Below are 25,831 nucleotides of genomic sequence, written 5' to 3' on the forward strand. Positions count from 1 at the left end.
TGTAGGATCTGCGCGTATGATTTGAAGAGTACACACCCTCTTTCCCAGCTTCGTCAGCCCTTTCCCAGGTTTTCATGTCATTTGAGAATCGTTCCACCGCCCCCGAACTCTTAATCCATGTCTTGCGGGAGGGGTTGACCGAATCTATCCATCATTGCCAAGCTGTCGTGGCCGATAGCCGCGGGCGTTCTCTGGCCATGGCCGGCAACAGCACCACCCCTGTTTTTGCCCGTTCTGCCCTCAAGCCTTTCCAAGCGCTGGCCATGCTCTCCACCGGCATCCGCGAGCGCTACCGCCTCAGCGAGAAAGATATTGCCATCATGTGCGGATCCCATCAGGGCACCACGGCTCATGCGCGGCAGGTGTTCAGTATACTGTGGCGGGCCGATCTGTCTCCCGATTTGCTGGTCTGCCCCACCCCACCCGGCAAGCCCAGCCCCCTGTGCCACAACTGCTCCGGCAAACATGCCGGCATGCTCGTGGCCAGCCGCGCCCAAAACTGGACCTTGTCAGACTACGCCCAGCGGCAGCATCCGGTGCAAGCCCTGGTGCGGGCCAAGCTGGCGGATTTGCTGCAAATGCCCTCGGAAGAGTTTTTGTTTGCGCGGGATGACTGTGGGGTGCCCACCTACCAACTGCAACTGAATCACCTGGCCTCCCTATTCGCCCAACTGACTGCTGGCGAGCGGCCCGACTTGGAATCGGTAGCACGGGCCATGACCCATCACCCGGAGATGGTGGCTGGACAGGGGTGTTTCGACACGGAGTTGATGCGGGCTACTCAAGGGGATCTGGTGAGCAAATCGGGTGCTGAAGGGATCCAGTGCATTGGCCGGGTGGGGGAAGGCATGGGCCTGGCCATCAAGGTCCAGGATGGAGCTGCACGGGCCAAATATGCTTTGGCTTTGCACCTGCTGCAGCGCATGGGCTGGATCCAGCCTGCCGCCGCCGAGATGCTGGGGGAGCGCTTCCTTCGCGTCGGCCCCTACACCCGCCTCGAGGTAGAAGGGGAGCTGCGCATGCCTTGAAGACTCAGCGCTGGAAGGGGTTTTGGTAAGGATTGGGGTTGGAGCTCTGGCCTTTGTTGCGGTACTTGGGGTTGATGGTTAGAGTGCCGGATCCCAGGCCCCGCTGCGCCAAGAACTCCAGGTTGCGGCGGCGCATGGTGGTGTCGTAGTCGTTCTTGACGCGATCTTCGAGGATGGCCACCTGCTGCAGCGCGCTCAGCAAGATAGCAGCAGCTTGCTCGGAGGTGTAGCCATTCTGGGAGGCATAGCGCACGGCAAACTCGTCGGCTGCTACCTGGGCCTTCTGGCCCTTCTCCGCTTTGCGCAACAGAAACACCGCTGACGCGGCCAAGCCTGCTGCTAAGCCAACGCCGAGGTTATCTCCCATCTGCAGCTCTACCAAAATGCCCATGCTGCCGGCCCCGATCAAGGCGGGATACAGCAACAACGCCGACCAGTTATCCCCCAAAGCCAGCTCTGTGGCCATCACCGCTTCTCGCAAGAAGTAGATCTTCTGCTGGTCAGGGCTCAGCTTCTGCCAACGGCTGAGGTCAATGGCAAAGCGAGAGTACTTTTGCCAGGGGAAGCGCCACAACGGCTGCACAACCCGAGACTGGTCAGGGGTGCCGATCTCGATCTGCACTTCAGGGCGGATCTCCACTGGGAGAAACTGGATCAGGCGGTCAAAGTCGGAAATGGTATACATGCTGGCACAGTGCGGCTAAGGGAGCGGCTGGAGAGGATTGCCCATAGTAAAAGATTCTAGCCTTCCTTGCAGGCCAGCTCCAAGCAAGCTTTTTGCAATAGGGCTGGCGGCAGAGGGACAAGCCTGAGCCTAGATGGAAAGGGGGTATGCCGCGTAACATACTCCCGACCCTGTAGCTAGCTTCCCGCAGGGTTGCTACGCATACAGCGCGGGGCTTCTCGGCGGTTTAGCTAAACCTGAGGTGAGCAATCTATCTGGCGGATTGCCCAAGGGACTGAATTTATCATCCCAGTCAAACCCTTGAGGACCAAGACAGCCGTTATCTTAGTTTGAAGAGGGATCCCTGCTGGGGTGTTTGAGATTGGTCAAATCGTTGAGGCGGCGCAGGATCCCCCATCCCTGTAGGGCCTCCAGCAGGGCTTCCCGCACAACCGCTACCGTCTCTTGGTCGAGGGCCAACCGCAGATAATCCACCGCCAGCCGGGTTTGCTCGGGATCCAGGTGGGACATTAAGCTCTGCAAGCGGCGAACGCCCGCCAGCCGTCGGAAGGGATCGGGAGAAGCAATGTCGCTGAGGTCGCGCTCCAATTGAGACCGTTGCCGCTCTTGTCGGCCCCTGAGCCACTCCCCAAACAGCAGCGACAACAAGGCTAGAGTGGCCAATCCCTGTAGAATGGCACCGGTGGCCAGCCAGCGTTGGGTGGATTCTGCCCAGATGGAGATGAGGGTGTAGGTGCCCAAGGTGGCGGCTGCTCCCGAACCAATTGCCAGCAAAAGCCAGCGATCCGCCTGCCGAAACCAAGCTTGCCACTCCTGCCAGCGGCGGTTGAACTCAGGGCTGCGCACCCCCTGTAGCCCCAACATCACCAAGGTGCCCACCCCCAGAGAGAGCGCCAGCCGCCCATTCCAGAAGGCCAGCCCTGCCAACGCCAAGGCCGACAGAGCCAAAACCCGCCACTGCGGCCCCGATAGGATCCACAGAGCAACTTGGGATCCCGTCTCCACTGCCCCACGCCCCACCCGCTGCAGATACTCTGACCAGGATCCCTGGCCGGAAGAAGGGCGACCCGATTGATGTTTCACCGATGGCAACTCCCAAAACTCGGCCCTATCTGGCCCTTTGCAAGGCGGCAAGATAGGTCAACGTTCTCTAAATTATGCTCTTATGCTTTGCCGGTGGAGTCGAGATAGGCTTTCCACCCTTGGGCTTGCAACTGATCGTTTTTCTCCTGCACCGCCTGTTTTAGGCTTTCCCGATAGGCGATCACCCGCCGGAGCAGATCGGGATCCCCACTGGCTAGGATCTGCACCGCCAGCAGACCCGCATTGTAGCCGTTGCCAATGGCCACCGTGGCCACCGGGATCCCTTTGGGCATTTGCACAATCGAGTATAAGGAGTCGACCCCCTGCAGGGATGGGCTGAGCACCGGCACCCCGATCACCGGCAGAGGGGTGAGGGACGCCACCATCCCCGGCAAATGGGCTGCTCCCCCTGCCCCGGCAATAATGACGCGAATCCCTTGGGTATGGGCGCGGCGGGCAAACTCTACCATCGCCTCGGGAGTGCGATGGGCGCTGAGGATCTGCAATTGGTAAGGGATCCCAAACTCCTCACACACCTGGGCGGCAGGTGCAAGGGTGGGCAAATCGGAATCGCTGCCCATTACGATGGCAACGAGGGGGGAAGGTTCCATATCGCTAAGCGACGCTAACGCGAAAGGCTGCTGGCCCGGCGTAGCCGATCCATCATCGCATAGCCCAACCCCGTCGAGATGGGCGGGGGTTCTGCCAATAGGAGTGTGGCATCTCCCTCATCCAGGCGGCGCAGGCTGGCAAAGAGGGCGCGGGCGGCTGCCTTGGGATCCGAACCCAAACACTCCAAACTGAACGTGATCCCCGGCCAATGGCGGGAGAGGGTGTTCAGCAGAGCCTGCGGATCCGTGGCAAAGCTGAGGATGCCCAGGTGGGAATGACCGGTTGTCAGGTGCTGCACCTGTTGCCAATCGCCGGGCTGAAGCTGGGCAAAAGGGGTGGGCAAAAGCCGGAGGGGCTTACTGGGGGCATAGTGGCTGCTCAGTCGTCCCGGCGCTTCTGGCGGGCCCGTTGTGCCATCCTTGGGGGCCTGTTCTGGGGGCAACCGGATGGGCAACCCCAGGTGGGCCTCCAGGGCTTCCAGTGGGATCCCTCCTGGGCGCAGCAGCGTTGGGATCCCTTCGGGGCTGAGCTTTAGCACGGTGGACTCCAGGCCCACAGCACACTCTCCCCCATCCAAGATGTAAGGGATCCGCCCTCCCAACTCTGCATAGACGGCCTGGGCTGAGGTGGGGCTGATGCGGCCAAAGCGATTGGCACTGGGGGCAGCCAGAGGGGTTTGCACCGCCTGCAACAAAGCTTGAGCCACCGGGTGAGCAGGCACCCGCAGGGCAACAGTAGGCAACCCGCTGCTCACCAGATCCGGCACGGTGGGACACTTGGGCAGCACCAAGGTTAGGGGCCCCGGCCAGAAGGTGTCGATCAGGGATCCCAGCAGAGCACGGGCGGTGGGAGTAAAAGCCGACACATCCACCAGCCACCCCTGCAGCTGCTCTAGGGTCACCCCAGCCGGCAGATGCAGGATCAGGGGATCGAAGCGGGGGCGCTCCTTGGCGGCAAAAATGTTCGCCACTGCCTGCTCATCCAAGCCATGGCCCGCCAGGCCGTAAACCGTCTCCGTGGGGATGGCCACCAACTGGCCCCGCAGCAAGGCTGCCGCCGCTACGGCAATGTGCTCAGGAGTGGGTGAGAGAATTTCCGTCTGCATCCATGACTCGGATTTGGAGTAAGGGCTAGGGATCCCGTTCTGCAATCCATTTTTGCGCCTGGTAGAGGGCGATGTTGATTTGATCCCCAAACAGCAGCGCCAAGGAAGTGAGCCAAACCCAGAGCAGCAGCACAATAACTGCCCCCACCGCCCCGTAGACTTGGTTGAACTGCCCAAAGTGCTCCACGTAAATCCGCAACCCCCAAGACACCCCAACCCACAGTAGGCTGGCCACGATGGCTCCCGGCCAAATCGGCATTTGGGGTCGGCGCAGGCTGGGGCCAAATCGATACAGCACCCAGCAGGAGAAGACGACCAACCCCAGCGAAATCGGCCAGGTGAGGATCCCCCACAAGTTCAACCCCAGCTCTCGCAAGGGATCCAACTGAGTCGGCCCGCCAACTTCCTGCGCTAAGAATCCCGCTTTCCTGTACAAGAAGCGCAAAAAGCTGGCACTGAACAAAAAGATCAAGCTGGCCAGTCCGGTCAACCCCAAGGTGGCGAGCATCCAAACCAGCGAGATCAGCTTGCGTCTCCAGAAGGGACGGCGCCTATCTTGAGGGATCTCATGGCTGAGATCCAAAGCTGTCATCACCGCCCCCATGGCTCCAGAAGCAGCCCACAGGGTGCCCAAAAAGCTGAGGGACAACAGCCCCCGTTCGCGTCAGCGGTGCGGAGCACTTTTTTGCCCGAAGCGGAGCTCGCGCACATACCGATCCAAAAGCGTCAGGGCCTCTTGGGGAGCAATTTGGCTCAACTGCTCCATCAAGCGCTCGAAGGCTTGCTCAGAGGAGCCGACAAACAGCCCAACCCCGGTCAGGAGCGTGAGGATGAAGGGGAACAGCGCCAACATCGAGCTATGGGCCATTTCAGAGGCCAGGCCAATCGCGTAAGCGGGACGGAGTCCTTACAGCCGGTAGCGCATCGCGTTTTCCCAGGCCAACCGCAGGGTTAGCCAGACCAACTCTCGCCGGGAAGTCCGTCCTGACGACGCGAACGGGATCCCCAGCGCCCGCAGCTGCTCAACCAGTTGCTCCAACAGCCTCATGGTTCAGCACTTCAGCCCACCGGGGTAGGTACTGGGAAAAATCCTGTTTTTTGACAAACCGAAAAGGCCCGGATAGGGATCCCCAGATCACTTGATCGGTCTCCGGATCCCGACCTTGATCCAAGCTGTGAAAGTAGTCGGCTCCGATCTCAAACTCGCTGTACAAATAGGTGGTTCTGCCTTTGCGTTCAACAATACAGCCTTTGCCGGGCAGGCTGCGGCCCCGATAGCAGGATCCCGTCCATTCCACCTGGGTGACACAGCCGGGCAAGAGTTCCAACTCCGCTGCTGTCAGACCGGCCAATTTCCCCTTCGCGTAAGCGTTGCCTAGCAACAACTCCCGACCGGCGCACCTGTAGGAGTCAGGAGCTGTCAGAGCATAGTTTTGAATCCGGATCCCATCTGGAGTATCGAAGAGGTGGATCACCCGCTGCCGGTAGGGCTGCTCAGGATAAATGTCGTACAGTTGCTCCACGTAAAACCCCACCCCCTGGAACACCGACCAAGGCAAGGGACATTGGTACACATGAATGTTGGCAAACCAGACGGGCTCTGCAAGCGCCTGCTGCAGGTTGTTGAAGTGCCCTGCCATCCAGGTGGCCAGTTGGGCCAGTTGGGCGGAAACAGACATAGGTTCAGATAGATTCAATAGAGATTGAGAAGATTCTGTTTGAGCACTCCTGATCTTGCAGACTTTGTCCAACTGTCAGGGACTCCGTCGCGATGGCGCACTCCATAACACACTCTACAAAACTACACCAGGGAATAGCTTGGTAGCCCTGTACTTGAGTGCGGGGTGGAAAAGCCCTTGGGCAACTTGATTTAATTTATTTAAGGGAATTTAAGGGATTTAAGAGAGCATTGTTGCTTACCGTCACCCGCCCTGTCTCTGGCGGAGTTGTTGCCATGGGCAGGGGAACCGCAACCCTGTGGCGACGAGGCCGTTCGCGCCACTCGGACGGAGTTCTTGAAGGGGATTGGGTTGCAGGGACAGGCTAGAGTAGAGGAGCCGGACTCCTGTGCCTGATACATTTACGCTGAACACTGCTGAACATCACTGTTCAACTATGCAGCGATAGCATTCTGCTTGTTTCCATTCGCGTTAGCGGGACGGAGTCCAAACAGAATGGCGGTATCCCGCAAAGCTTTGAGTAGAATACCCAAAGCGCAGTTTCCGTGTCGTCTTACTACCAATTTTCTGCTTTGCTTTGGCTACCATGTTGGCAGACTCGAAAGTAAACAGAAAGATCAACTGGTAGTAATCCGTACTGAACATATTATACAATTATACATTATTTTCAGTATAGTTGAGCTTATTATTGACTAGAGTCATGCTCTTGAGATCTCGTCTAAGATGGTATTGATGTCGGCCCTACCCATTCCCCTGCTGGGGCAATCCTTGTCTGCTCTGAAAGACTGGGCGGTTGCCCAAGGACAGCCGGCCTATCGCGGGCAACAACTGCATGCTTGGATCTACCAAAAAGGGATCCGCTCCCTGGAACAGGTGACGGTGTTTCCTAGGGCTTGGCGAGAGGCGGTGCAAAGCTACCCGGTGGGACGCTCGCGCATTGTGCAACGGACAGAGGCCCGCGATGGCACCGTGAAGTTTCTGCTGGGGCTGGCAGATGGGCAGTTGATCGAAACGGTAGGGATCCCAACGGCCAAGCGTCTGACGGTCTGCGTCTCTTCTCAGGTGGGCTGCCCGATGGCCTGCGATTTCTGTGCCACCGGCAAGATGGGCTACCGGCGCAACCTAGAGCTGCACGAGATTCTGGATCAGGTGTTGACGGTGCAGGAAGATTTTGGCCGTCGCGTCAGCCATGTGGTCTTTATGGGCATGGGGGAACCCCTGCTCAACCGCGATACGGTGGTACAAGCCATCCGCAGCCTGAATCAAGATATCGGCATCGGCCAACGGCATATCACCCTCTCGACGGTGGGGGTACCCCGGCAAATTGCCTGGCTGGCGCAGCAGGATCTGCAAGTTACCCTGGCCGTCAGCTTGCATGCCCCCAATCAAGACCTGCGGCAACGGTTGATCCCTTCGGCAGCCCACTACCCTCTGGACACTCTGATCCAGGATTGCCGCGACTACATGCTGCGCACCGGGCGGCGAGTCAGTTTTGAATATACCCTGCTGTCGGGGGTCAACGATCTGCCCATTCATGCCCGCCAACTGGCGCAATTGCTGCAGCAGGCCAGCCGGTCAGGGGTACAACTGCACGTGAACCTGATCCCTTACAACCCCATCTCTGAAGCTGACTATCAACGCCCCCACCCGACACGGGTCAGAGAGTTCGTCCGCCAGCTCGAACAGCACCAAGTGCGGGCCACTGTGCGCCAAACCCGTGGCTTGGATGGCAATGCCGCATGTGGTCAACTGCGGGGATCCTTCCTGCGTTCTTTGCCAGGGGATTTGTAATCGCCGCGCAACGCTTGCGCGAGTACATCAGCTCAGTCCGCAGGCGCATTTTAGCCAGGCGGCATCCTGTTCTGGCAAGGTGGCGTAGTGCATGGCGTAAACCTGCCGGTGATACTCGTCCAGCCAGGCTCGCTGCGCCTCGTTCAACAGTTCCCAATCGATTAAGCGCCCATCAAAAGGGATCCAAGTCAGGGAGCGAAAGCCCATCCAGCCCTCCGGCTCGGGAATGGCAATCACCTCGTAGAGGTTCTCCAGGCGGATCCCACCCCATCCCGGCTGGTAGTAGCCCGGCTCAATGCTGTTGATCATGCCCACTTTGAGAGGGGTGCTGGCGCGGCGGTGGATCCCGTTGGGCCCCTCGTGGACATTCAAAAAGGCGCCGACACCGTGGCCGGTGCCATGGCCATAGTCCAGCCCGGCCTGCCAAAGGGTAGAGCGGGCGATCCCATCCAACGAGACTCCATAGGTGTCGGGGGGGAAGATCTGGCGGGCGCATTGAATGTGGGCCTTGAGCACCTCGGTATAGCGCCGCTTGCACAAGGGATCCGCGGGTTGCGGGCCAATCCAAACGGTGCGGGTATCGTCGGTGGTGCCCCCCAAGTAGTGGGATCCGGAGTCCAACAAAAACAGTTCGCCCGGCTGCAGCAGCTTTTGGGGATCCGGAGTGCTGTAGTGGATGATGGAGCTGTTGGCGCCGGCGCCGGCAATGGTGTTAAAGCTCAGGCCCACCCACTCCCCTTCCTCCCGGTAATGGGCCTCCATGATGGCGGCCACATCGGCTTCGCTGATGGGGATCCCCTGTTGGATTTGCCGGTCGATCCAGGCCAGGGTACGGATCTTGGCCCGGCTGGCTTTGCGGTTGGCCAGGCGCATCTGTTCCAGCTCGGTGGGGTTTTTCACGGCCTTGAGGGCTTCTACTGGGTGCTCCAGCTCGCGGCAGCTCGCATCCTGCAGCAGCTCTTGAGTGCCCTGGGTGGTCTGCTTGGGATCCAAGCCCACCGGCGCATAGCTCTTGGCCCATTGGGGCAGTTGTTGGCTGTAGGTCTCGTAGGGCCAGAGTTCCACCCCGGCTTCTGCCAGAAATTGCCGAGATGGGGGACTGAGCCGCTCCAGATCTGTGAATAGAGCCGCTCTATCTAGGCTGACCAAAGCATAGGCCCAAAACACTGGGTTGTAGGGGATGTCGGATCCCCGCAGGTTAAACAGCCAGGCCACCTGATCCAATTTGGTCAGGGGCAACAGTCCCACCCGCTTGCGGCGCATCTCCTGCCGGACTTGGGCCAGCTTTTCTGCAGGGGTGGCCCCGCTTAGGTGGGTGGGTACCGAGTCAATGGGCCGGTCAAAGGGAGCGACAGGAGCGGATCCCTGAGCCAGCTTATCCACCAAGTTTTCCATGACCGGGATCAAGAGCACCCCTCCCGCTTGGGCATGGGCCTGCAACTGGCGATAGGTGGCCACTGCCACCGTAAAGGGATCCACCCCCAGGCGAAAGCCGGATCCCAGCTCTTCCACAATCTCCATCAGGCTGGGCTGATTCGGCAGACCTCCTTTGATCACTGTGAATAGGTTGGGATCCACCTCCCGCTCCGCCTGTTCGTGATAGCGGGGATCTACCCACAGCCAAGCCCTGTCCCGGGTGATCAAGGCATCCCCCACCGAGCCGGTAAAGCCTGTGATCCACTGGCGCCGCTTGCGATGTTCCGGCAAATACTCATTGAGATGCTCATCAGCAGAGGGAACCCAAAAGCCATCCAGATCTTGCTCTTGCAGAAGCTGGCGCAACTGCTGCAAACGGGCGGCAACATCCAGGCGGGGCAGGGTTTGGAGCATGGCAGAGGGGTAAAGCTAAACGGCCAGGCTATCGCCATTCTAAACAAGGTTGGGCCGCCCCCACTTCCCGCCTTCAGTGGTCGGCCATTTCAGATAGCAGCCAGATAGCAGCCAATACCCCCCTCTTCCTATGGGTGAGGGAAGAAATCCGCCAGCTCTAGCGCTCCTCAGGAAAGCCCGCTTCTCGCCAAGCCCGCATGCCCCCATCCATCGAGATCACCCGACGATAGCCCATTTTCTGTAGATTATCGGCTGCCAACGCCGAACGAAACCCGCCGCCGCAGTACAGGACGATCTCCGCTTCTTTGTCGGGGATCACCCTCTCGATGTCCCGCTCAATGATCCCTTTGCTCAAGTGGATGGCTCCGGCAGCGTGGCCGGCTTGCCACTCCGACTCTTCCCGCACATCCACAAAATAGAAGGGATCCCCTTGCAGTTGTTTTTGCCTGACCTGCTCGACTGTCAGTTCTTGGATGCGGCTTTTGGCCTCGTTGACCAGGGCCAAGAAAGCTGGAGAGTGCTGGGGAGCCATGGAGAACAGGCGCTATGAGCCAAAGCTTATTCCAATCGATCTTATCTGGTCTGGACTTTGGGATCCCAACTGCCCTAAGGCTAGACTGGGATCCAGATTTGCCGGCTGGAGGCCCATGGCTTGAAATCCCGATCTAACTTTCCGCAACTGCTTTGGCCCCTTGCTCTGGCCGTGAGCTGGAGCATCCCCCTTGGATTGACAGCCGGTCACGTCAGCCGGACGGAGTCCTCGGCCTGGGCCCAAGCTGCCCCGATGCCCCTAGAAAGCGGGATCCAACGGCAAGTTTCCAGCCCACCGCCAGCCGCCCTGGTGGAGTGGCTAAGCCAGCAGGTGGCCGCCGCCAACCGGCGGGATTTGCCAGGGGTGATGGCCGGCTACAGCCCCGACTTCCGCCACCGAGATGGGCTGGACCGGGAAGAGGTGGAAGGTGCCATCCGCAAGCTGTGGAGCTCTCATCCCAAGCTCACCTATTCGGCCCAGATCCTCTCCTGGCGGCAGGTGGGCCCTGAGATTGTTGCGGATATTCTCAGCCAAGTAGAGGGATCCCAATCCTCGGTGCGGGGGGACTTTCAGGTAGAAGCCTCTGCCCTGGTGCGCAATCGCTATCGTCCAGATCCGGCCAATCCCGGACAACTGCTGTTGATTGACCAAGAAGTGCTGCGGGAAGCCAGCACCCTCACCTCTGGATCTGCTCCTCCCACCGTCACCTTGAACCTGCCAGAGGTGGTCAAACCGGGATCCACCTATTCGCTGCAGGCAATTGTGGCAGAGCCTCTCACCCACTCTTTGCTGTTGGGCGCCGTTGCCGAACAACCCGTTGCCGGGGCGGGCTACCCAGAGGTGACCTCGTTTGCTCTCGAACCTCTACAGGCCGGAGGGATCTTCCTACAGGCGGATGCTCCCCAAGAACCCGGTGCTGAGTGGATCTCGGTGATGTTGGTTAACCAAACGGGCATCACACTGGAGAGCCGGCGTCTCACCGTCAGCGATCGCTTGGCTCTGGAGGGATCCCTGGCCATCCCCACCGTCCCTTAGGAAATCTTCAGGATGATGAGGAATGGCTCTGGGGTAATCTGGACAGGCAGTTGAGCTTGTTAAGATGGGAAACTATGCGCCCCTCAGCTTGTTTGCTTTCTGGTGCTGGCCCTATTTTTGAGCGGTTGCGATAGCGGCGACTCCCTTGGTGCTCCGGTGGTGGATCGCCCCACTCCTGCCAGCAATTGACCGAACAATCCCGAGGGGTCTCGAAAGGTTGGGTCGAGGTGTCTTGAAAGGACCCAACCTCAAGAAACATTGGCATCTTCAGCTAGAAATCGCAGGAGCCCCGCACTGTACCCGTAGGGTCGGTGTCGGGAGGAATGCGCTTTGATGAAGTACAATGAACTTATGAGCCAAGTCCTGACCATATCCTGTAAGCTCAAGGTGTCCCCGTCGCAAGCCGCCAAATTGGACGCGACGATGGATGCCTTTGTACAGGCATTGAACTGGGTCAACCAAAACACACCAGAAAAAGTAGTCAACGCAGTCAAACTCCAATCCCTTTGCTACTACGAGATTCGAGCCCGGTTTGGCTTGTCCAGTAACTTGGCTCAACAGGTGTGCAGACGGGTAGCGGGTTCCCGCAAAGTGGCTAAGCAGAAAAAGCGTCCCGTCAAGGAGTTTAAGAGCGGCTTTGTTACCTACGACGCCCGTATCTTTTCGTTCCGTCAAAAAGACTGGACGGTGTCGCTGACCACGGTGGAAGGGAGAGAACGCTTTGAGCTAGCCATTGGTAACTACCAGAGGGGAATGCTGGCTGGCTCTAACCCCAAATCGGCCACCCTAGTCCAGCGGAAGGATGGCTCCTACTACATCCAGATTTGCGTAGAGAAAAAACCACCCAAGCAACAAGATACCGACAAGGTGATCGGGGTGGATTTGGGCAGGACGGATATTGCCCATACGTCAGAGGGGGACAACTGGAATGGACAGCAGTTGAGCAGAGTCCGAGAGCGCTACTCCCGGTTGAGGGCGGTACTCCAACGCAAAGCCAGTAAGGGCACACGCAGTTCGCGGCGCAGATGCCGTCAACTGCTGCAACGGCTGTCTGGCAAGGAGAAGCGCTTTCAGGCGTGGGTCAATCATCGCATCTCCAAAGCTATTGTCTCTAGGGCAAAGACCACAAACAGCGCTATTGCCCTGGAAGACCTGACAGGGATCCGGGAAAGGGTCAATCAACAGCCGCGCAACAAGGCCGAACGGCGCAGAACCAACAGTTGGGCGTTCTACCAGCTACGCCAGTTTCTGGAATACAAGGCGAGGGTTGCAGGGGTTTCTCTGGTTCTTGTGCCGCCTGCCTACACGTCGCAGACCTGTCACCGGTGCTTACACATCCACCCTGAGCAGGGCAAGTCCTACCGCAGTGGCAAGTCGTTCAAGTGTGGGCACTGTGGATGGGAAGGAGATGCGGATTTGAATGGTGCGAATGTGATTGCGCTTTTGGGGGCTGCCGTAAACCAGCCTAGAGGTTCGGGCCTGTTTTGTTCTCTGGTAGAGCAGAGCAGGCTCAGGGCTACTGAAAGCCCGCTCCGTACCGCTTAGCGGTCGGAGCCGGGTAGTTTACACGCCCGTCCATTCCAAGCCCCGCTACAGCTATCTGCAAAACTATCCGCTCTCTCCCACCCCCAAGGCAACAACAGGCGGTCAGGGAAAGAGCGGTCTAGCGGGCCTTCAACTGGAACCTGACTGCCGGGAGGAACTCCAAGCGAGCCAGAACGTGAAGACCCTTCAGCAGACTGAAGGATCTAAGTTCAGACCGTTAGAGAACAGCCCCGGCGCACAGCCGGCTGAACCCAACTTGACGACCCTTACAACTACTACTATCTGGCATCCGCAGGAACCTCCCTTACTAAACGACACCCTGAGACTAGCACAAATCTTTTCTTGTTTTCTCGATCAGGGAGTTCATGCGGTGGTTTGTTGGAGCCGTTTGAGAGCTCCAGGCGCTCTGGGTGACCGTGGGCTTCGGATCCCCTGTCCCACAAGAGGGGTGAGGGATGGACTGCTGAGGATAAGGCAACAGCGTAGGATAGAAGGACGCCCTCTAGTTGGCTCGAGTTGCCGTGGACTACAAAAGTACCCTCAACCTGCCCCAAACTCAGTTTCCCATGCGGGCAGAGGCCGCCAAGAGAGAACCCGCCATTCAAGCCTTTTGGCAGGAAGAGCAAATCTACCAGCGCCTTGCCGACCACAATCCTGGGGATCCCTTTGTCCTGCACGATGGACCGCCCTACGCCAATGGCGATATCCACATGGGCACCACCCTCAACAAGATCCTCAAGGATATCGTCAACAAGTACCACATCCTGCAGGGGCGCAAGGTGCGCTACGTGCCCGGCTGGGATTGCCACGGCCTGCCCATCGAACTGAAAGTGTTGCAAAGCCTCACCCCGCAGGAGCGGGAAAACCTCACCCCTCTGCAGCTGCGACAAAAAGCCAAGGAGTACGCCCTGCACTACGTTGATGTGCAGCGGGCCAGTTTTCAGCGCCTGGGGGTATGGGGATCCTGGGATCGGCCCTACCTGACGCTGTCGCCGGAGTACGAAGCCGCACAGATTGAGGTGTTTGGACAAATGGCCCTCAAGGGCTACATCTACCGCGGCCTCAAACCCGTCCACTGGAGCCCCAGCTCCCAGACGGCTCTGGCGGAAGCGGAGCTGGAGTACCCTGACAACCACATCTCCCCCAGCATCTACGTGGCCTTTCCGCTACAGAGCCTGAGTCCGGCGGCGCAGCCGGTTTTGGAGCCTTTCATGCCGGGCCTGCGGGCAGCCATCTGGACCACCACCCCTTGGACGATCCCGGCCAACCTGGCTCTCTGCTTTAACCCCAAGCTCACCTATGCAGTGGTGGAGTCTCCCCGCTTCGGCCTGCTGTTGATCGCCGCCGATCTGCGGGAGCGGCTGGAGAAGGTTCTGGAGACGCCTCTGGAGATCAAGGCCACCCTGCCGGGATCCGCCCTGGAATACAGTCAAGGACGGCACCCCCTCTTTGACCGCGCCAGCCTCTGCGTGCTGGGGGACTACGTCACCACCGAGTCCGGCACCGGCATTGTGCACACAGCTCCGGGGCATGGGGAAGATGACTTCAAAACCGGCCAAAAGTATGGTCTGCCCATTCTCAGCCCTGTGGACGATCAGGGGAGATTTACCGCCGAGGCCGGATCCCAGTTCGTCGGGTTGGATGTGCTCTCCAAGAAGCCGGAGACCAGCGGCAATGCTGCTGTCATCCAGGCTCTGCAGGCTGCGGGGGCTTTGCTCAAGGAAGAGCCCTACAACCACAAATATCCCTACGACTGGCGCACGAAAGAGCCAACGATTTTCCGGGCCACCGAGCAGTGGTTTGCGTCTGTAGCTGGCTTCCGGGAGCTGGCCCTGCAGGCCATTAAAACCGTGAAATGGATCCCGGCCATCGGGGAGAACCGCATCACCGCTATGGTGTCGGAGCGTTCGGATTGGTGTATTTCCCGCCAGCGGGCTTGGGGTGTGCCCATCCCCGTCTTTTACGACGAAGAAACCGGCGAGGTTCTGCTCACCGCCGAGACCCTCGACCACATCAAGGCCATCTTCGCCCAAGAGGGATCCGACGCCTGGTGGCAGCGCCCGGTGGAGGAGTTGCTGCCGGAGAAGTACCGCCACAATGGCCGCACCTACCGCAAAGGGATGGACACCATGGACGTGTGGTTTGACTCCGGCTCTTCCTGGGCGGCAGTGGCCAAGGCGCAGGGGTTGGGCTACCCGGTGGATCTGTATTTGGAAGGCTCCGACCAACACCGAGGCTGGTTCCAATCCAGTTTGCTTACCTCCGTGGCCGTCAACGGCCATGCCCCCTACAAGGCGGTGCTCACCCATGGGTTTGTGCTGGACGAGAAGGGCCAGAAAATGAGCAAGTCCCTGGGCAATGTCATCGATCCGCTGGTGTTAATTAACGGCGGCAAAGATCCCCAGACGGATCCCGCCTACGGGGCGGATGTGCTGCGCCTGTGGGTCTCCAGTGTGGACTACTCCGGGGATGTGCCGCTGGGTAAGACCATTCTTGGGCAAATGGCGGATGTATATCGCAAAATCCGCAACACAGCTCGCTTTTTGCTGAGCAACCTCTACGACTTCAATCCAACTCAGGATGCCGTTCCTTTTGAAGCCTTGACGGAGCTAGACCGCTACATTTTGCACCGCCTGCACGAGGTGGGATCCGAGATCGGCGAATCTTTTGCCAGCTATCAGTTCTACCGATTTTTCCAGGCGATTCAGAACTTCTGTGTGGTGGATCTCTCCAACTTTTACCTGGATATTGCCAAGGATCGCCTCTACATCAGCCATGCCCAAAGTCTGCGGCGGCGCCAATGTCAAACGGTGCTCTCCCTGTTGCTGGAGAACTTGGCCAAGGCCATCGCCCCCGTTCTCTCCCACCTGGCCGAAGAGATTTGGAGCCATCTGCCCTATCCCAAGCCCACCCGTTCGGTGTTTGAGGGGGGGTGGATGAAGCTGCCGGAGCACTGGCGGGATCCCCAGTTGGCGGCCATTTGGGAGCAGCTGCGAGAGGTGCGCCAAGAGGTGAACAAGGCTCTGGAGCAAGCCCGTACCGGTCGCGTTAGCGGGACGGAGTCCTTTAAGCCCATCGGCGCTTCCACCGAGGCCAAGGTAATCCTGAAGGTAGCGGATCCCAGCCTATACGCTCTTTTGCAGGAGCGGGCTGCCGAGTTGCGCTACTTGTTCATCACCTCACAGGTGGAACTGGAGAAAACCTCAGGTCAAGGCTTGGAGGTCTCTGTTTTTCCGGCTGACGGCCAAAAGTGCGTGCGCTGCTGGAACTATTCCACCCGTGTGGGGGAATTTGCCGAACATCCAGAGCTGTGTGAGCGTTGTGTAGCCGCTCTGGCCGGGGAGTTTTGAATTAGTTTTGAATTAAGGACTCGTCCTGCTGGCGGGAAGGGATCCCCCTCTTTGAATTGGCTCTTTCTCCGGACAGGTCTTGTCGGCCTTCTTCGGGATCAAGGGGCAGAGCTGCGGGATGGGATCCCCTCGACATGGGTGTGCAACACCTTGCCGCACAGGGTTTTCTCCAGCCAGGGAGTCGCTGGCGATCGGGAGTGGAGGGTGGCAACAGAAACCGTCCAAGGGTGGGTGGGATCAAACAGCACCCAGTCGCTGTGGGGGGTAAGGGTGGGCGGATCTAGGTTTAGGCAGCGGGCCGGGTACAGGCTGAGGGCAGACCACAGTTGCAGCGCCGTCAGGGATCCCGTTTCTACCAAATGGTGCCACAGCAGCGGCAGAGCCAGCTCCAGGCCCATCGCCCCCGGCGGGGCATCGGCAAAGGGCAGGGTTTTCTCTTCATGGGTGTAGGGGTGGTGATCCGTAGCGATCCCCAAGTTGCCGGAACGGATCCCGGCGATCAGAGCCTCCCGGTCGCCAGCGCTGGGAAGAGGGGGCAGAAGGCGAAGGTGGGGATCGTAGCGGTGCTCAAAGACGGCCTCTTCGGACAAGATCAGGTGCATCCAAGTGGCGCTGGCGGTAACCGGCAGTCCTTCGGCTTGGGCCTGTTGGATCAGCTCCAGGCTGCGGGCTTGGCTCAGGCGCATAATATGCACAGGCGGAGGGGAAGGAACGCTCCTGATCACCTCCAAGAGACGGGCCAGAGCGGCAGTTTCGGCACTGGCAGGGATCCCTTTCAGCCCTAGGCGCAGCGCCCAGATCCCTTCGTAGAGGCTGCCTTGCCCGGCCAAGGTGGGATCCCAGGCCCAGAGCAGCAGGGGTTTATTCTCCAGCCGCAAATACTCCAGAGCCCGCCGCACCAAAGCCAAGGAGCGCAGTGGCTGAACCTCTGCAAAGCCAACTGCTCCCGCTTGCGCCAGTTCTCCCCAGGGGGTTGGGGTTTCTCCCTGGCCACCCACGCTCAGGGCAGCCCAGGGCAGCCAGCGGGGATCCCCACGTTGGCGGGGGTAGCGGTTCAGGTGTTCCGGGTGATCCAGCACCGGAAATAGGCCGGTTCCAGGAAGGGGGGTGGGCAGAAGCCCCACCTGGGTAAAGCCTCCCGCCAAAGCCGCTGCAGCCAAAGAGGTCAGGGTTTCCCGACTGTGGGCCAGAAAGTGCTCCGCACCGCTTACGCGACCGCTGCCAACCATCTCGCCACTGTGGGCATACAGATCCAGCAAACCCGGCCCCACCACCCAACCTGAGCCATCGATGGTGGGGATGTCGGCAGGGATCCCTGCCGGCTCGGTGGCCCGCAGACGACCCTCCTGCAACCACACATCGGTTACTTCATCCCGCTGACGCCAAGGATCCAACAGGCGCACTCCCTGGAGATGCACATTTTGTCCTGTTAGTCGTCCTGTTAGCTCGCGGAGAGGGGATGAGCCCATCTTTACAAAGCTCCAGCGGTGGTGCAGTCCAGGATCTGGCCGGACAGATGGGTGGTGAGGTTCAACACCTTCAAAACCGGGGCACCCTCCTTGCCTTCTGGATAGTCGATCACCGTAATGGCGCCATTTCCCTGCTTGAAGATCCAAAAGGCTTGGGGGGAAAGGTCGAACAACTGACAGATGATCGCCTTGTTGATGGCATCGTGGGCAACAACAACCGCCGTGCCCTGAGGAAACTGGGCTGCGGTGATGGCCAAAAGCTCCTGCCAAGCGGAGCGAGTGCGCTCCCACACCTGGTGAAGGTTTTCCCCATTGGGCATCTGCACACTGGCGGGATCCCGTTGCCAGCGCTCCAGCTCGCCGGGGTATTCGGCTTCGACTTCGCTTTGCAGCTTGCCCTCCCAGTCGCCGTGGCAGATCTCTTGCAAGTCGGGCATTGGGCGCAAAATGAGGTTGCTGTGGTTGCTGCAGATGGCATCGGCTGTGGCCCAAGGGCGCTTCAGGGGGCTGGAGAAGGCCAGTTGCAGAGGTTGAGTGGCCAAAAATTCTGCCACCTTGGCTGCCTGTTCCTCCCCGGTGGCATTGAGGGGGATATCCCGCTGCCCTTGAAAACGGCGCTCTCGGTTCCATTGGGTTTCCCCATGCCGCACCAGCAAGATGCGCATCCCCTGCTTGCGCTTGGGCAGGGCTTGGCCGAGGTGAGCGGTGATGTTCAGAGATTCCAGTTGTGGCGGCCCCTGCAGGCCCTCGGGAAAATTGAGAACGCTGATGGCGCAGTTATCCTGCCCGAGGCGGTGATAGTGGTGTGGCCCCAGGCCGATGGCGGTGCTGACCAGGGCGCGATTGATGCCGCTGTGGCCCACGATGAGGATATTGAGGGGCTGCCTTGGGGAGGGATCCGCTCCATGGTTCCAGGGGCCCGAAGCCGATTGCAGATGGAAAGCCAGCATTTCCCAAAACCCCTGCGCCTGCTGCCAGAGATCCCGCACCGGAAAGCGGCCCTCTAGCTCCAGGGTGTCGGGATGGTGCCGCCACAGGTGGTAATCTTCGGGGTATTTCTCCTGCACCTCGGCAAAGGTCAGCCCTTCCCAGGCCGTCAGGTCGATCTCCCGCAGTTGATCGGTAACGTGCAGAGGGATCCCTTCTCGGTCTTTCAAAAGGATGCGAGCTGTCTCGAGGGCGCGAGACAGGGGGCTGCAATAGGCGCAATCCAACGGGATCCCGGCCAGGGCCTCGGCTACACGCTGCGCCTGCCCTTCTCCAGTGGGGGTGAGCCGGGAGAGATCGGAGCGGCCTTGGATGCGATTTTCCAGGTTAAAGGTGCTCTCACCATGGCGCACGATCAAGATGCGCAGGGCAGGCTGGTCGCGGTAGCGGGACGGAGTCCTTGCCATCGCTTGCATGGACTTACTCATCGCAGTAGCGGGACGGAGTCCTTAGAACACCTTCTAGAGTACCGCCACTGGGCGGCGCTCGCCTTCCTCAATTCACCGGTTGGGCTGCCGACTGAGGCGTATTTGGGCTGGTCGCCGCTTGTGATGGGGGCATCTTTGGAGAATGGCCGCGCTGCGTTTCCGCTGGCAGAGGTTTTGGTTGAATGGACGTTGGCGAAGGGGGCCGGCTTGGTGCTCCTTGCCCTTGTTGTGGTGCTGTTGGCGCAGTTTTTCCCTCCACTGCTCCCTCAGGAGAGCCCCCTGCCACCGATAGAATCCGAGAAGACAAAGTGTAGGATCCCTGAAGGCGGATCCCTCTTGCCTGGACAAGCGCTGCCATGGTTTCTCCACAATTGGCTTGGGATCCCGGATCCCTGACCGAAAGCCCCAACCCGGCTACAGCCGAGATCGACCGTCTCAGCACCTGGGAACTGGTGAAACGGATCAACGCTGAGGATCGGCGGGTGCCGGAAGCGGTGGCTGCTCAAGCAGAGCCGATTGCCCAAGCCATCGATGCCATTGCCGAGCGGATGAGTCGCGGCGGGCGGCTGATCTATATCGGGGCAGGAACCTCAGGTCGGCTGGGGGTGCTGGATGCGGCTGAGTGCCCGCCCACTTTTGGCACTTCCCCCACCCAGGTGGTGGCTTTGATCGCCGGGGGGGAAAAAGCCCTGACCCAGGCGGTAGAGGGTGCAGAGGACGACGCAGAAGCGGCTGCCCGCGCTCTGGAGAGTCTCCACCTCCAAGCTCAAGATAGTGTGGTGGGAATTGCTGCCAGCGGTCGTACCCCCTATGTGCTGGGTGGGATCCAAGCCGCCAGAAGTATTGGGGCGCTCACGATTGGCCTGGCCTGCAATCACCCTTCTCCTCTAACCGAGCAGGTGGATATTGCTATTGCCCCTTTGGTGGGGCCGGAGGTAATCCTCGGATCCACCCGCATGAAAGCCGGCACAGCCCAAAAGCTGGTGTTGAACACGATCTCCACTGGAGTGATGATCCGCTTGGGCAAGACTTATGGCAACCTGATGGTGGATCTCCAGGCCAGCAATGCCAAGCTCAAGCAGCGGGCGGAGCGAATGGTGGCCCTAGCCTGCGATCTGGATCCCGCCGCGGCTGCCCAATTGCTGCAGGCTTGTGATGGAGAGGTGAAAACCGCGATCCTTGTGGCCTTGATGGGGTGCTCTGCTCAGGAAGCTCGTCAGCACTTGCAACAGGCCCAGGGCAACATTCGCCAGGTGCTTGATTCCGTTCTGGCGCAGCGGCGGTGACAATAGTTGAATGGCTTGTCCATGAGCGTTTGCGGCTACCTCTACACGCCTTCCCATGCCCCTTTGCCGGAACAGGAGTTGGCCTGGCTCCAGGGGCGAGGGGCCGATCTCATCCTGCACGATTGGGGATCCCGAACCTATCTGGAGGAGCTGTTCCGGCGCATCACAGCCGGCTGGGTGCAGGAAGTGCTGCTCTTGCGCCTGTCGGATCTGGGGGATCGGGCGGATGAAATTCACGAGCGGCTGCTGCAAATCCAACACTCCGGGATCCGCCTCAGCTTGGTCACCGAATCCGGTCTGCAAACCCCCACCAAGGCTGCCGATTGGATCCCGCTGCTGGCCGAGATCCCCCATCAGTTGCAAAGCCGCCGCCTCTGCTGCAGCCAAGCCCAAAACCGCCTGGCGGGCAAACCCCCCCCTGGCCCTGCCCCCTTTGGCTACCGCCGCGAAGGGGAACGTTACGTGCTGGATCGCCGGCAGGCCAGCATCATCCAAGATTTTTTCCAGCACTTTCTCCTCTACGGATCCCTGCGGCGGGCGGTGCGCTTCTTGGAGGAAAAACACCACAAGCGGATTTCTGTGGCCACCGGACGCAACTGGCTGCTCAACCCGGTATACCGCGGGGATCTGGCCTATGCCGACGGCACCACCCTGCGGGACACTCACCCGGCCCTTCTCAGCCGCACGGAAGCCGCCCAGATCGATCGCTGGCTCAAACGCAACCAAGGGATCCCTCGCCGCAGCGCCAGTGCTCCCCGCGCTTTGGCCGGCCTGGTTCATTGCTGTTCTTGCGGCAGCCTTCTGCGCATTGTGCAAACCACCCCTCGCAAGGGGAAAAAGAACGGATCCCTCTACCTCTATCTGCGCTGCCAAACCTGTCGCTACAGCCTCCCCTACACCGAAGTCCTGCAGGAGGTGATCCGGCAGGTGTGCGAACAACTGCCCCAACGCGCCCAGACGCTGGATCGACAAGCCCTCACTCAAGCCCGCCAAGAGCTGCAAGCCCAAATCCAGGCCAACGCCGAGCGGCTGCGGCAATTGGAAGAGCTACAGCAATCTGGACTGATGGACGAAGCCTCTCTGGCCCAGCGTCGCTACCAGTTGCGAGCAGAGACGGCCCGCTTGGCCCAAAAGCTGGAGCAACTCCCCCCCGCCAACCTCACCCAGACCATCCAAACCCTCTCCATCCCCCCCTTCTGGCAAGACCTCAGCGAGACCGAACGGCGTGCCTACCTGCGGGAATTCCTGCGCAGGATCGAGGTGGATTCTGCAGGAGCGGTGCGAGTTACGTTTGCCTTTGATCCCTGAGAGCGAAGGGTTCCCCCCCACCTTCCCCCCAGAATTGAGACCATTCTTGATTCTTTCTCGACTCAGCCCTGCCTCAGCGACAAGCCAAGAGGACGGGATCAGCGCCATGGCATAGCTGAATCCTTCCCGATTTGGGTGAATTGTCATCTGGAATTGTTTTCTTTTGATCACTGATGAAAGTATATCTAAAACTAAAATCGGGAAAAACATCAAAAATCGACTTGAGAAGCCCTGGGAACTTTCTTAGGACCATTTGCAAGATCTGGGAACTTCTAGCTTTTTGAGGGATCCACCTTTATCCTTCGCAACAGTTCTCAGGGGGCGGGTTGGCTGCCGATAATGTCCCTTGTCTGCCCCATGGAGGAACGCGCTGTGAAATTGGCGGTTTACGGAAAAGGTGGGATCGGCAAATCCACCACCAGTTGCAACATCTCGGTGGCCTTGGCCAGGCGGGGCAAAAAGGTCTTGCAGATTGGCTGTGATCCCAAGCACGACAGCACCTTCACCCTGACCGGCTTTCTCATCCCCACCATCATCGACACCCTGGAAGCCAAGGGCTATCACCACGAAGACATCTACCCAGAAGATGTGATCTACCGCGGCTACGGCGGCGTGGACTGCGTGGAAGCGGGTGGGCCCCCGGCAGGGGCCGGCTGTGGCGGCTATGTGGTGGGGGAAACCGTCAAACTCCTGAAGGAGCTGAACGCCTTCGATGAGTACGATGTCATCCTCTTCGATGTGCTGGGGGATGTGGTGTGCGGCGGTTTTGCGGCTCCCCTCAACTACGCCGACTACTGCCTGATCGTAACCGACAACGGCTTTGATGCCCTGTTTGCCGCCAATCGGATTGCTGCCTCGGTGCGAGAAAAGGCCAAAACCCGCAAGCTGCGGTTGGCCGGGCTGATCGGCAATCGCACCAGTAAGCGGGATCTGATTGACAAATACGTCTCGGCAGTTCCCATGCCGGTTATCGAGGTGCTTCCCCTCATTGAAGATATTCGCGTCTCGCGGGTCAAGGGCAAGACCCTCTTCGAGATGGCGGAAACCGATCCCAGCCTGGAGCCCGTCTGCCAGTACTACCTGAACATCGCCGATGAGCTGCTGGCCCGCCCGGAAGGGATCGTGCCCCAACCTGCCGAGGATCGGGAGCTGTTTGCTTTGCTCTCCGACTTTTACAACACTCCGGCCCGTCAACTGGCCCTGGTGTGACGGATCCCCTGCCAGCGGGGGCAGTGTGTCCAAAAATGAAGCCACTGTTTCGGAAAACCGTCGCAAACCTTATCAATTTGTTGTCCGATCCGCTTTCCCCCCCAAGATGGATCCTGTAGGGATCCCGCTTTGGGAAGGAAATGGCACAGGAGTTGGATATGCAAGGACAAGAGCAACCCACCGTCGTGATTACCGGAGCTTCCTCGGGTGTTGGCCTATACTCAGCTTTGGCCTTGGCCAAGCGCGGCTGGCACGTGGTGATGGCCTGTCGGGATCTGGACAAAGGCCGGCGGATGGCCCAGCAGGTGGGGATCCCCCAGGGCAGCTACACCTTGATGCCGATCGATCTGGCCAGCCTGGCCAGTGTGCGGCAATTTGTCGAGCAATTTCGCCAGTCGGGCCGCTCTCTGGATGCCCTGGTGTGCAACGCCGCCATCTACATGCCCTTGCTCAAGCAGCCCCTGCGCAGCCCGGAGGGCTATGAGCTGACCATGGCCACCAACCACCTGGGGCACTTCTTGCTCTGCCATTTGATGCTGGAGGATCTGAAGCGCTCCACTTACCCGGATCGGCGGCTGGTGATCTTGGGCACCGTCACCCACAACCCCAAGGAGCTGGGGGGCAAGATCCCGCCCCAACCCCACCTGGGGGATCTGCGGGGTTTTGCCCAGGGTTTCAAGGAGCCGATCAGCATGGCCGATGGCGGCAAGTTCGATCCCGTCAAGGCCTACAAAGACAGCAAAGTCTGCAACATCCTCACCATGCGGGAGCTGCACCGCCGCTTCCACGAGAGCACCGGCATCACCTTCCTCTCCCTCTACCCCGGCTGCGTGGCGGAAACAGGCCTCTTCCGCCATCACTATCCCCTGTTCCAAAAGCTCTTCCCCTGGTTTCAAAAAAACATCACCGGTGGCTATGTCTCCCAGGAGCTGGCCGGCGAGCGGGTGGCCCAGGTGGTGGCGGATCCCGAGTTTCGCCAGTCAGGGTTCTACTGGAGCTGGGGCAACCGGCAACGCAAGAATGCCAAGCCCTTTAACCAAGAAGTCTCGGACGAAGCAGGGGACGAGGCCAAGGCCAAGCTGCTCTGGGATCTGAGCGAAAAATTGGTGGGCGTGCCCCAGTTGGTCGCCCTCTAGCTTGACAAACCCTTTTCTAGGAGCCGACGATGACTGCTGCTGTGGATACTTCCAATACCCTCCACTTTCAATGCGAGACCGGCAACTACCACACCTTCTGCCCGATTAGTTGCGTGGCCTGGCTCTACCCCAAAATCGAAGACAGCTTCTTTTTGGTGATCGGCACCAAAACCTGTGGCTACTTTTTGCAAAATGCCATGGGGGTGATGATCTTCGCCGAGCCGCGCTATGCCATGGCCGAGCTGGAAGAGGGAGATATCAGCGCCAAGCTCAACGACTACGAGGAGCTGAAGCGGCTGTGCCTGCAAATCCAGCGGGATCGCAACCCCAGCGTCATCGTCTGGATCGGCACCTGCACCACCGAGATCATCAAAATGGATCTGGAGGGCCTGGCACAGAAGCTAGAGGCCGAGATCGGGATCCCGATTGTGGTGGCACGGGCCAACGGCCTCGACTACGCCTTTACCCAGGGGGAAGACACGGTGTTGGCTTCCATGGCCCAGCGCTGCCCGGAGCAGGTGCAGGAAGAGGAGCGGGAGACGCGGGGCGGCCTGCAGGCCCTTTTCTACGGGCTGCGCTCCGGCAAAAAGAAAGAGGAAGAGGGCTTCCACCCCCACCCGCCGCTGGTCATCTTCGGCTCCGTGCCGGATCCGGTGGTTACCCAACTCACTCTGGAGCTGAAAAAATACGGGATCCGCGTCTCCGGCTGGTTGCCGGCCAAACGCTATGGGGAGCTGCCGGCCATCGAGCCGGGCACCTATGTGGTGGGGGTGAATCCTTTCCTCAGCCGCACAGCCACCACGCTGGTACGCCGTAAAAAGGCTAAGCTCATCACCGCTCCTTTTCCCATCGGGCCGGATGGCACCCGCGCCTGGATAGAAGCCATTGCCCGCGAATTGGGGATCCCAACTCAAGGCTTGGCAGAGCGGGAAGCGGAAGTGTGGAGCCATCCCCAGGTTCGGGATTATCGGGAGCTGCTGCGGGGCAAGAGCGTTTTCTTCATGGGCGATAACCTGTTGGAGATCTCGCTGGCCCGTTTCCTGGTGCGCTGCGGCATGACGGTGCAGGAAATCGGGATCCCTTACATGGACAAACGCTACCAGGCGGCTGAGCTGGCCCTCTTGGAGCGCACCTGCGAAGAGATGGGGGTACCCAAGCCCACCATCGTAGAGAAGCCGGATAACTACAACCAAATCCAGCGCATCAAGGCCCTGCAGCCGGATCTGGTGATCACAGGTATGGCCCACGCCAACCCCCTAGAGGCGCGCGGGATAACCACCAAGTGGTCGGTGGAGTTCACCTTCGCCCAGATCCACGGCTTCGGCAACACCCAGGCTCTGCTGGAGCTGGTGACCCGACCGCTGCGGCGCAATGCTGCCCTCAAAGGCTTGGGTTGGGAGCGGCTGGTGCGAGAAGAAGCCCCTATCTAACCTTCCGGCTCCTCATTGTCAAACAGTAGACCGTCTAGGTGATCTGGCAGTTGCTGCCGGTCGATCCAGACCATGCCCGCCAGAATAGCTTCGGCCTCGTTTTGAAAGTAGCCGTAGGCTTTGGTGCCAATCTCCGACTCGCAAGAGCCATCTTGCTGGAGCAGTCGGCAGCGAAAGATAAACCCCTTCTCTGTAGCTTGGGTGGTGATGCTGATACATTTACGCTGAACACTGCTGAACATCACTGTTCAACTATGCAGCGATAGCATTCTGTTTGTTTCCATTCGCGTTAGCGGGACGGAG

General features: G+C 59.6%; 21 protein-coding genes and 1 pseudogene. 10 read left to right on the forward strand and 12 right to left on the reverse strand.

Annotation, left to right across the window (positions count from 1 at the left end):
• Nucleotides 1-74 precede the first annotated feature (74 nt).
• The gene (locus tag ACVWXF_RS06720; RefSeq protein ID WP_414400684.1) at nucleotides 75-1,028 is read left to right on the forward strand and encodes an asparaginase; all 954 of its coding nucleotides are present in this window, start codon (nucleotides 75-77) and stop codon (nucleotides 1,026-1,028) included.
• Between the two features lie 4 nt (nucleotides 1,029-1,032).
• Here the strand turns inward: ACVWXF_RS06720 and ACVWXF_RS06725 are convergent, their stop codons facing one another.
• From ACVWXF_RS06725 to ACVWXF_RS06755, 7 genes and pseudogenes are all read right to left on the reverse strand, one after another.
• On the reverse strand, nucleotides 1,033-1,713 hold the full coding sequence (locus tag ACVWXF_RS06725) for a DUF3318 domain-containing protein (RefSeq protein ID WP_414390730.1): 681 nt from the start codon (nucleotides 1,711-1,713) through the stop codon (nucleotides 1,033-1,035).
• Nucleotides 1,714-2,037: 324 nt separating this feature from the next.
• The gene (locus ACVWXF_RS06730) at nucleotides 2,038-2,796 is read right to left on the reverse strand and encodes a hypothetical protein (RefSeq protein ID WP_457404221.1); all 759 of its coding nucleotides are present in this window, start codon (nucleotides 2,794-2,796) and stop codon (nucleotides 2,038-2,040) included.
• 80 nt (nucleotides 2,797-2,876) lie between these two features.
• Nucleotides 2,877-3,407: a 5-(carboxyamino)imidazole ribonucleotide mutase gene (purE, locus tag ACVWXF_RS06735; RefSeq protein ID WP_457473988.1), complete on the reverse strand. Its 531-nt coding sequence runs from the start codon at nucleotides 3,405-3,407 to the stop codon at nucleotides 2,877-2,879.
• Between the two features lie 14 nt (nucleotides 3,408-3,421).
• Nucleotides 3,422-4,513: an L-threonylcarbamoyladenylate synthase gene (locus tag ACVWXF_RS06740; protein ID WP_457397728.1), complete on the reverse strand. Its 1,092-nt coding sequence runs from the start codon at nucleotides 4,511-4,513 to the stop codon at nucleotides 3,422-3,424.
• A gap of 25 nt (nucleotides 4,514-4,538) precedes the next feature.
• A pseudogene (locus ACVWXF_RS06745) lies at nucleotides 4,539-5,381 on the reverse strand (YihY/virulence factor BrkB family protein).
• Between the two features lie 39 nt (nucleotides 5,382-5,420).
• Nucleotides 5,421-5,561 (reverse strand): hypothetical protein, encoded by a 141-nt coding sequence (locus ACVWXF_RS06750; RefSeq protein ID WP_457388212.1) that lies wholly within the window; start codon nucleotides 5,559-5,561, stop codon nucleotides 5,421-5,423.
• Complete coding sequence (locus ACVWXF_RS06755; RefSeq protein WP_457473989.1) at nucleotides 5,536-6,192, reverse strand: CpcT/CpeT family chromophore lyase; 657 nt, start codon at nucleotides 6,190-6,192, stop codon at nucleotides 5,536-5,538. Before ACVWXF_RS06755 ends, ACVWXF_RS06750 begins: the two co-directional genes overlap by 26 nt.
• A gap of 732 nt (nucleotides 6,193-6,924) precedes the next feature.
• Here ACVWXF_RS06755 and rlmN point away from each other — a divergent pair.
• On the forward strand, nucleotides 6,925-7,983 hold the full coding sequence (gene rlmN / locus ACVWXF_RS06760) for a 23S rRNA (adenine(2503)-C(2))-methyltransferase RlmN (RefSeq protein ID WP_414349738.1): 1,059 nt from the start codon (nucleotides 6,925-6,927) through the stop codon (nucleotides 7,981-7,983).
• Between the two features lie 27 nt (nucleotides 7,984-8,010).
• Here the strand turns inward: rlmN and ACVWXF_RS06765 are convergent, their stop codons facing one another.
• Together ACVWXF_RS06765 and ACVWXF_RS06770 are read right to left on the reverse strand one after the other, a co-directional pair.
• Nucleotides 8,011-9,813 carry an aminopeptidase P family protein gene (locus ACVWXF_RS06765; protein ID WP_457473990.1) on the reverse strand — a complete coding sequence of 601 codons (1,803 nt, stop codon included), beginning with the start codon at nucleotides 9,811-9,813 and terminating at the stop codon, nucleotides 8,011-8,013.
• Between the two features lie 157 nt (nucleotides 9,814-9,970).
• Complete coding sequence (locus ACVWXF_RS06770) at nucleotides 9,971-10,345, reverse strand: rhodanese-like domain-containing protein (protein WP_011432658.1); 375 nt, start codon at nucleotides 10,343-10,345, stop codon at nucleotides 9,971-9,973.
• 120 nt (nucleotides 10,346-10,465) lie between these two features.
• Here ACVWXF_RS06770 and ACVWXF_RS06775 point away from each other — a divergent pair, with 120 nt between their 5' ends.
• From ACVWXF_RS06775 to ileS, 3 genes are all read left to right on the forward strand, one after another.
• Complete coding sequence (locus tag ACVWXF_RS06775) at nucleotides 10,466-11,380, forward strand: hypothetical protein (RefSeq protein WP_457443182.1); 915 nt, start codon at nucleotides 10,466-10,468, stop codon at nucleotides 11,378-11,380.
• A 351-nt stretch (nucleotides 11,381-11,731) separates the two neighbouring features.
• Complete coding sequence (locus ACVWXF_RS06780) at nucleotides 11,732-12,925, forward strand: RNA-guided endonuclease InsQ/TnpB family protein (protein WP_457473991.1); 1,194 nt, start codon at nucleotides 11,732-11,734, stop codon at nucleotides 12,923-12,925.
• Nucleotides 12,926-13,491: 566 nt separating this feature from the next.
• Nucleotides 13,492-16,275 (forward strand): isoleucine--tRNA ligase, encoded by a 2,784-nt coding sequence (ileS, locus tag ACVWXF_RS06785; protein ID WP_457473999.1) that lies wholly within the window; start codon nucleotides 13,492-13,494, stop codon nucleotides 16,273-16,275.
• Between the two features lie 98 nt (nucleotides 16,276-16,373).
• Here the strand turns inward: ileS and ACVWXF_RS06790 are convergent, their stop codons facing one another.
• Together ACVWXF_RS06790 and ACVWXF_RS06795 are read right to left on the reverse strand one after the other, a co-directional pair.
• Nucleotides 16,374-17,744: a dihydroorotase gene (locus ACVWXF_RS06790; protein ID WP_457473992.1), complete on the reverse strand. Its 1,371-nt coding sequence runs from the start codon at nucleotides 17,742-17,744 to the stop codon at nucleotides 16,374-16,376.
• Between the two features lie 2 nt (nucleotides 17,745-17,746).
• Complete coding sequence (locus ACVWXF_RS06795; protein WP_457473993.1) at nucleotides 17,747-19,147, reverse strand: histidine phosphatase family protein; 1,401 nt, start codon at nucleotides 19,145-19,147, stop codon at nucleotides 17,747-17,749.
• A 368-nt stretch (nucleotides 19,148-19,515) separates the two neighbouring features.
• On the opposite strand from ACVWXF_RS06795, the gene murQ reads away from it, so the two are divergent.
• The 5 genes from murQ to ACVWXF_RS06820 all read left to right on the forward strand — a co-directional run bounded on the left by murQ (nucleotide 19,516) and on the right by ACVWXF_RS06820 (nucleotide 25,528).
• Nucleotides 19,516-20,445 carry an N-acetylmuramic acid 6-phosphate etherase gene (gene murQ / locus ACVWXF_RS06800; RefSeq protein WP_457473994.1) on the forward strand — a complete coding sequence of 310 codons (930 nt, stop codon included), beginning with the start codon at nucleotides 19,516-19,518 and terminating at the stop codon, nucleotides 20,443-20,445.
• Between the two features lie 21 nt (nucleotides 20,446-20,466).
• Nucleotides 20,467-21,753 carry a recombinase family protein gene (locus ACVWXF_RS06805; protein WP_457473995.1) on the forward strand — a complete coding sequence of 429 codons (1,287 nt, stop codon included), beginning with the start codon at nucleotides 20,467-20,469 and terminating at the stop codon, nucleotides 21,751-21,753.
• A 372-nt stretch (nucleotides 21,754-22,125) separates the two neighbouring features.
• Nucleotides 22,126-22,962 carry a ferredoxin:protochlorophyllide reductase (ATP-dependent) iron-sulfur ATP-binding protein gene (bchL, locus tag ACVWXF_RS06810; protein WP_041437180.1) on the forward strand — a complete coding sequence of 279 codons (837 nt, stop codon included), beginning with the start codon at nucleotides 22,126-22,128 and terminating at the stop codon, nucleotides 22,960-22,962.
• Nucleotides 22,963-23,120: 158 nt separating this feature from the next.
• Entirely contained in the window at nucleotides 23,121-24,098 is a 978-nt protein-coding gene (locus ACVWXF_RS06815) for a protochlorophyllide reductase (RefSeq protein WP_457473996.1), read from the forward strand.
• A gap of 29 nt (nucleotides 24,099-24,127) precedes the next feature.
• Entirely contained in the window at nucleotides 24,128-25,528 is a 1,401-nt protein-coding gene (locus ACVWXF_RS06820; protein WP_457473997.1) for a ferredoxin:protochlorophyllide reductase (ATP-dependent) subunit N, read from the forward strand.
• Here the strand turns inward: ACVWXF_RS06820 and ACVWXF_RS06825 are convergent.
• Nucleotides 25,525-25,770 carry a hypothetical protein gene (locus tag ACVWXF_RS06825; RefSeq protein ID WP_414330709.1) on the reverse strand — a complete coding sequence of 82 codons (246 nt, stop codon included), beginning with the start codon at nucleotides 25,768-25,770 and terminating at the stop codon, nucleotides 25,525-25,527. The genes ACVWXF_RS06820 and ACVWXF_RS06825 overlap by 4 nt on opposite strands.
• Nucleotides 25,771-25,831: the final 61 nt, after the last annotated feature.

This window comes from Thermostichus sp. MS-CIW-40, from assembly GCF_054058315.1.